A 6,768-nucleotide genomic window follows, 5' to 3' on the forward strand; every position below is an offset into this window, starting at 1 on the left:
CCCTCCGGGCGGCACGGCTACTGCTTGTGGGCCGCCCAGGCGTGCTGGATGACCAGGTCCGCCTTCAGCTCGGTGAGCTGGGTGGCGACCGCCGACGGGGCGGTGCCGCCGCGGCCGTTCCGCGAGGCCAGGGCGCCCTTGACGTTGAGAACGGTCCGGACGTCGGGGGTCAGGTGCTCCGAGATCTTCACGAACTGCTCGTCCGTCAGCTGGTCGAGCTCGATGCCCTCGCCCTCGCAGACCTTGACGCACTCGCCGGCCACCTCGTGCGCCACCCGGAACGGCACGCCCTGCTTGACCAGCCACTCGGCGATGTCGGTGGCGAGCGAGAAGCCCGCCGGCGCCAGCTCCTCCATCCGCTCCCGGTTGACCGTGAGGGTCGCCATCATGCCGGTGAAGGCCGGCAGCAGGACTTCGAGGGTGTCGCAGGAGTCGAAGACCGGCTCCTTGTCCTCCTGGAGGTCCCGGTTGTACGCCAGGGGCAGCGCCTTGAGCGTGGCGAGCAGGCCCGTCAGATTGCCGATGAGCCGGCCCGACTTGCCGCGTGCCAGCTCCGCGATGTCCGGGTTCTTCTTCTGCGGCATGATCGACGACCCGGTCGAGAAGGCGTCGTGCAGGGTCACGAAGGAGAACTCCTTCGTGTTCCAGATGATGATCTCCTCGGCGATCCGGGACAGGTTGATCCCGATCATCGCGGTGATGAAGGCGAACTCGGCGACGAAGTCCCGCGAGGCCGTGCCGTCGATCGAATTGCCGACCGAGCCCCGCTCGAAGCCCAGGTCGGCGGCGACCTGCTCCGGGTCCAGGCCCAGCGAGGAGCCGGCCAGGGCGCCCGAGCCGTACGGGGAGACCGCGGTCCGGGTGTCCCACTGGCGCAGCCGCTCCGCGTCCCGGGACAGGGACTGCACGTGGGCCAGTACGTGGTGGGCGAAGAGCACCGGCTGCGCGTGCTGCAGGTGGGTCCGGCCCGGCATGGCCACGTCGTGGTGCGTCTCGGCGAGGCCGACCAGCGCGTCCTGGAGATCCGCGATCAGTGCGCCGATGATCCGGCCGTGGTCGCGCAGGTACATCCGGAAGAGGGTGGCCACCTGGTCGTTGCGGGACCGGCCGGCGCGCAGCTTGCCGCCGAGCTCGGCACCGAGCCGCTCCAGCAGGCCGCGCTCCAGGGCGGTGTGCACGTCCTCGTCGGCGACGGTGCCGGTGAAGGAGCCGTCGGCCACGTCGGCCTCGAGCTGGTCGAGTCCGGCGATCATGCGGTCGAGCTCCTCGGCCGTGAGCAGGCCGGCCTTGTGGAGTACGCGTGCGTGGGCGCGGGAGCCGGCGATGTCGTACGGCGCGAGGCGCCAGTCGAAGTGGACCGACGCCGACAGCAGGGCCAGCGCCTCCGAAGGACCGTCGGCGAACCGGCCGCCCCAGAGCCGGACGTCACCCTTGTTGCTGCTCACAGCTACTGCTCCTCAAGACTGCATGGCTTTGACTGCTGCTAAGGCTCCGGAGGGCCCGCACGGCCCGGACGGCCGGCAGGCTCCGGATGTGCAACCGCCTCCCCGCCGCGGAGGTAACGGGGAGGCGGTCCGAACTGCTGGTCGGTCAGGCGAGGTCGCGGCGGGCCGCGATCTTCGAGGAGAGACCGAAGATCTCGATGAAGCCCTGGGCCTTCGACTGGTCGAAGGTGTCGCCCGAGTCGTAGGTCGCGAGGTTGAAGTCGTAGAGCGACTCGTCGGACTTCCGGCCGGTGACGACGGCGCGGCCGCCGTGCAGGGTCATCCGGATGTCACCGGTGACGTGCTGGTTGGCCTCGTTGATGAAGCCGTCCAGGGCGCGCTTGAGCGGGGAGAACCACAGGCCGTCGTAGACCATCTCGCCCCAGCGCTGCTCGACCTGCCGCTTGTAGCGGGCCAGCTCGCGCTCGACGGTGACGTTCTCCAGCTCCTGGTGGGCGGTGATCAGCGCGATCGCGCCCGGGGCCTCGTACACCTCACGGGACTTGATGCCCACGAGGCGGTCCTCGACGATGTCGATCCGGCCGATGCCCTGGGCTCCGGCGCGGTCGTTGAGCTGCTGGATGGCCTGCAGCACGGTGACGGGCTTGCCGTCGATGGCGACCGGGACGCCCTCCTTGAAGGAGATGACGACCTCGTCGGGCTCGCGCGGCAGGGCCGGGTTCGAGGTGTACTCGTAGATGTCCTCGATCGGGGCGTTCCAGATGTCCTCCAGGAAGCCCGTCTCGACGGCGCGTCCGAAGACGTTCTGGTCGATGGAGTACGGGGACTTCTTGGTGGTCGCGATCGGGAGCTGCTTCTCCTCGCAGAAGGCGATCGCCTTGTCCCGGGTCATCGCGTAGTCACGGACCGGGGCGATGCACTTGAGGTCGGGGGCGAGGGCGACGATGCCCGCCTCGAAGCGGACCTGGTCGTTGCCCTTGCCGGTGCAGCCGTGGGCGACGGTCGTGGCCCCGTGCTTCTTGGCCGCGGCGACCAGGTGCTTGACGATGGCCGGCCGGGAGAGCGCCGAGACCAGCGGGTACCGGTCCATGTAGAGGGCGTTCGCCTTGATCGCCGGGAGGCAGTACTCGTTGGCGAACTCGTCGGAGGCGTCGGCGACCTCGGCCTCGACCGCACCGCAGTCGAGCGCGCGCTTGCGGATGACGTCCAGGTCCTCGCCGCCCTGGCCGACGTCCACGGCGACGGCGATGACCTCGGCGCCCGTCTCCTCGGCGATCCAGCCGATGGCGACGGAGGTGTCCAGGCCGCCCGAGTAGGCGAGTACGACGCGCTCGGTCACGGGTTTCTCCTTACGGTGCATTCAACGACAGGCATAACTATGCACTACTCCGTATGTTTCGTCAATCGACTCGGGCGGTGTGCTCGCCGCGCTCCCCCCGCACCCTTCATCTCTCAGCCTGACCTGCGGATATATGGGAGGTGAGTCGGCAGCCCGGTTGCCTACGATCGGCCTCGGCAACCACAGGGGAGGACGTATGGACACGGACACGGAGACACGGCTCCCGCCGCAGGGGAGCCCGGCGGCCGAGTGGATCGCCTTCGACCGCATGGTCCGGCGGACCCCCTACCGGTCGCACCCGGGCCCCCTCGGAACACCGGAGGCCGTGCGGCTGTGCCACGCCGACGGCCGGATCCGCGAGGCGGCCCTTGGCGCGCCGGGGTCGCCGCACTCGCTCCTGCTGGAGCTGGTCGTGATCCGATGCGCGGACTGGGTGCCCGCCGTCCGCGAGCAGGCGAGGCAGGTACTGGCCGCGGCCTTGGCGGACGACCCCGCGGGCACGCTGCGCCGGCTGACGCCCCTCGTTCTGCGGCTCGGCCGGCGCGAGCAGGGGGCCTGGGCACAGGAGCGCTCGGAGGCCGCCCTGAACGCGGACCACGACCTCCTCGGCGAACTGCGCGGGAGCGCGGACCCGCAGACCCGGCGGTTCGCCGCGCGGCTGACCCTCGGCGCCGGACTGCTGGACGTACGGGAGCGGGCGGCCCTGGCCGCGGCGGAACGGGATCCGCGGACGAGCGGGCTGTGGACGGACGCGACGCTGGCCGCCCTGGCCTCCGACGGGCCGGACGACGAGGCCGTCGACACGCTGCTCGGCGGGCACGGCCAGATGGTCCGCGCGGCCGGGGTCACCGCCCTGCGCGGGGCCGGCCGGGCCGCCGAGGCCGTGGGCCACCTCTGCGACCGCTCCGGGACGGTCCGGGCCTGCGCCCGCAGGCTGGTCCGCCAGCGCGGCGGCGACCCGCGCCCGCTGTGCCGCGAGCTGCTGGCCGACCCCGCCCGCGTGACCCCGTACGCGGTGACCGGCTTCGCCGAGTGCGCGCGCCGCGAGGACGCGCCGCTGCTGCGCGCGCTGCTGGAACACCCGGCCGGTCAGGTGCGGGCCGCCGCCGTCGGTGGGCTGCGGCTGCTGGACATCACCGACGTCGAGCTGCTGCGGCCACTGCTGGACGACCCGGCACCGGCGGTGGCCCGCGAGGTCGCCCGGAGCCTCGGCGCTTCCGCCGGCCGGCTGCCCGCCGACTGGCTGCTGGCCCGCATCGCGCCCGGGCGGCCGTCGCACACCCGCCGGGCCGCCCACCGGCTGCTGTTCGCCCGGGGCGGAGTGGCCGGACTGCGTGGTTCCGTCGAGCTGCTGACGGACCGTGACCCGGCCCTGCGGGCGGTCGCCGCGCAGCGCGTCCAAAGCATGTGGCACCCGTACGGGGCACCGGACCTGCCCGTGCGGGACCCTGAGGTCGGCGCCCTCCTGGACCGGTGCACGCATCTGTTCAGTGACTACGTCATGCGGCAGATGCGTCAGCGGCTCGGGCTTCCGGTCCCGGCGGCCCCGGGGGACGCATACTGATCGGCATGGGAAAGCTTCACGAACGAATAGACGGCCGGCTGCGCAAGTTCATCGAGGAACAGCCCGTCTTCTTCACCGCGACCGCCCCGCTGACCGGTGACGGTCACGTCAACCTCTCGCCCAAGGGCCGTGCCGGAACCCTCGTCGTCATCGACGAGCAGACCCTGGCCTACCTGGACTTCGGGGGCAGCGGCGCCGAGACCATCGCCCACGTCCGGGAGAACGGCCGGATCACCCTGATGTGGTGCGCGTTCTCCGGGCCGCCCAACATCGTGCGCATCCACGGCGAGGGGGAGGCGGTCTTCCGCGACGACCCGCGCTGGGGCGAGCTGGTCGCCCTGTTCGGCGAGGCCGACGGGCCGTCGGCGCGGGCGGTCATCCTCGTCCATGCCCGCCGGATCTCGGACGTCTGCGGGTACGCCGTCCCCCTGATGGAGTACCAGGGCGAGCGGACGCTGCACGCGGAATACTTCGGCCGCAAGACGGACGAGGAGTTCGCCGCGTACTGCGAGAAGAAGGAGTTCATCGGATCGAGCGTCGACGGCCTGCCTGCGCTGCCGCTGCCCCTTCCGCCCCGTACCGTCTGACATGTGCTGCGTACCGCTGTAGTCACCGTCTCACTGATTGTCACGATCCTGCTCCCGCAGGGCCCCTCGCCCGCGCCCCTGCCCGACCGTCTCGCCGACACGGGCGGGGGAAGTCAGCTCATCACCGCGGTCGCGCCCGCGCCCGGATCCACCACCGGCCAGGTGATCTGGTGGGAGCGGCGGGCCGGGCGCTGGCACCGGTCCGGGAGCGCGCCCGCCCGTTTCGGCGCGAACGGCCTCACCGAGGGCGCGACGCGGACCCAGGGCACCAGCACGACGCCCACGGGCCTCTTCGCACTCCCCTACGCCTTCGGGATCCGGCGGGCACCGGCCGGCACGGACCACCCCTACCTGCGGGTGAACCGCGACTCCTGGTGGTGCCAGGACAACGCGTCCACCCACTACAACCGCTGGGTCGAGCCGCTGCCCGCGGACTGCGCGCCGGACGAGGCCGAGCACCTGGTGACGTACGAGAAGCAGTACGCGCACGCGCTGGTGATCGCCTTCAACTACGACCGGCCCGCGCGCGGCCGGGGCGCCGGGATCTTCCTGCACGTCAACGGCAAAGGTGCGACGGCCGGTTGTGTGTCCGTGCCCGAGCCCGCCATACGGGCGATCCTGCGCTGGGCGGACCCGCGCCGCCGTCCGCACATCGCGATCGGCACGGAGTCCGGGGACCTGGCCGTGACCCGGTACTGATCCGGGCCCCGGCCTGACGGCCTAGCTCTCCTTCTGCGCCAGGCGCAGCAGGTGGTCGGCCAGGGCCTGGCCGCCCGCCGGGTCCCGGCTGATCAGCATCAGGGTGTCGTCACCCGCGATCGTGCCGAGGATGGCGCGGAGCTCGGCCTGGTCGATGGCCGAGGCGAGGAACTGCGCCGCACCCGGCGGGGTGCGCAGGACCACGAGGTTCGCGGAGGCCTCCGCCGAGATCAGCAGCTCCCCGGAGAGGCGCCGCATGCGCTCCTCCTTCGCGGACTCGCCGAGCGGGGCCTGCGGGGTGCGGAAGCCACCCTCGCTGGGTACCGCGTAGATCAGCTCGCCGCCGGTGTTGCGGATCTTCACCGCGCCCAGCTCGTCGAGGTCGCGCGAGAGCGTCGCCTGGGTGACGCTCAGCCCGTCGTCGGCGAGCAGCTTGGCCAGCTGGCTCTGCGAGCGGACCGGCTGCCGGTTGAGGATGTCCACGATCCGGCGGTGACGCGCGGTGCGGGTCTGCGGGACGGCCTGGCCGCCTTGCTCGTTGTCCTGGGCCTGACTCATCGTCGTCTCATTCTCCGGATCCGTCCCCGCCTGCTGCGTCGAGGATGCCGGGCAGGGCCCGGACGAACGCGTCCGCCTCGGCCTCGGTGAGGACGTACGGGGGCATGAGCCGTACGACGTCGGGGGCGGGCGCGTTGACCAGGAAGCCGGCATCCTGAGCCGCCTGCTGCACCCGGGCGGCGAGCGGCTCGGTCAGCACGATACCCAGCAGTAGTCCCGAGCCGCGTACGTGGGAGACCAGGGCGTGGCCCGTGCCCTCGATCCCGGAGCGCAAGCGCTCCCCCCGGGCCTTGACCTGGTCGAGCAGTCCGCCCGTGGCGATCGTGTCGATGACGGCGAGGCCTGCCGCGCAGGCGACCGGGTTCCCGCCGAAGGTGGTGCCGTGCTGGCCCGGCTGCAGCAGGTCGGCCATGGGGCCGAAGGCGACGACGGCGCCGATCGGCAGCCCGCCGCCCAGCCCCTTGGCGAGGGTGACGATGTCGGGCTCGACGTCCTCGTGGGCCTGGTGCTCGAACCACTGGCCGCACCGGCCGACGCCGGTCTGGACCTCGTCGAGGACGAGCAGGGTGCCGGTGG

At 72.1% G+C, this 6,768-nt stretch carries 7 protein-coding genes; 3 read left to right on the forward strand and 4 right to left on the reverse strand.

What is annotated here, in order from left to right; translation table 11 throughout:
* Positions 1-17 precede the first annotated feature (17 nt).
* The gene (gene argH, locus ACWGIU_RS25265; protein WP_453709369.1) at positions 18-1,445 is read right to left on the reverse strand and encodes an argininosuccinate lyase; all 1,428 of its coding nucleotides are present in this window, start codon (positions 1,443-1,445) and stop codon (positions 18-20) included.
* A gap of 145 nt (positions 1,446-1,590) precedes the next feature.
* Positions 1,591-2,784, reverse strand: coding sequence for an argininosuccinate synthase (locus ACWGIU_RS25270; protein WP_351824100.1), 1,194 nt, complete (start codon positions 2,782-2,784; stop codon positions 1,591-1,593).
* 196 nt (positions 2,785-2,980) lie between these two features.
* On the opposite strand from ACWGIU_RS25270, the gene ACWGIU_RS25275 reads away from it, so the two are divergent.
* The 3 genes from ACWGIU_RS25275 to ACWGIU_RS25285 are packed head-to-tail and all read left to right on the forward strand — an operon-like array spanning position 2,981 to position 5,634.
* Complete coding sequence (locus ACWGIU_RS25275) at positions 2,981-4,348, forward strand: HEAT repeat domain-containing protein (protein ID WP_453709371.1); 1,368 nt, start codon at positions 2,981-2,983, stop codon at positions 4,346-4,348.
* 5 nt (positions 4,349-4,353) lie between these two features.
* Positions 4,354-4,935, forward strand: coding sequence for a pyridoxamine 5'-phosphate oxidase family protein (locus ACWGIU_RS25280; RefSeq protein ID WP_453709373.1), 582 nt, complete (start codon positions 4,354-4,356; stop codon positions 4,933-4,935).
* A gap of 6 nt (positions 4,936-4,941) precedes the next feature.
* Complete coding sequence (locus ACWGIU_RS25285; RefSeq protein ID WP_453709377.1) at positions 4,942-5,634, forward strand: L,D-transpeptidase family protein; 693 nt, start codon at positions 4,942-4,944, stop codon at positions 5,632-5,634.
* A gap of 21 nt (positions 5,635-5,655) precedes the next feature.
* On the opposite strand, the gene ACWGIU_RS25290 is transcribed toward ACWGIU_RS25285, so the two are convergent.
* Entirely contained in the window at positions 5,656-6,192 is a 537-nt protein-coding gene (locus ACWGIU_RS25290) for an arginine repressor (RefSeq protein ID WP_030010023.1), read from the reverse strand.
* Positions 6,193-6,199: 7 nt separating this feature from the next.
* Positions 6,200-6,768: aminotransferase class III-fold pyridoxal phosphate-dependent enzyme (locus ACWGIU_RS25295; protein WP_453709375.1), on the reverse strand; the 569-nt coding region annotated here is incomplete at its 5' end.

The organism is Streptomyces sp. NPDC054840 (assembly GCF_053611065.1).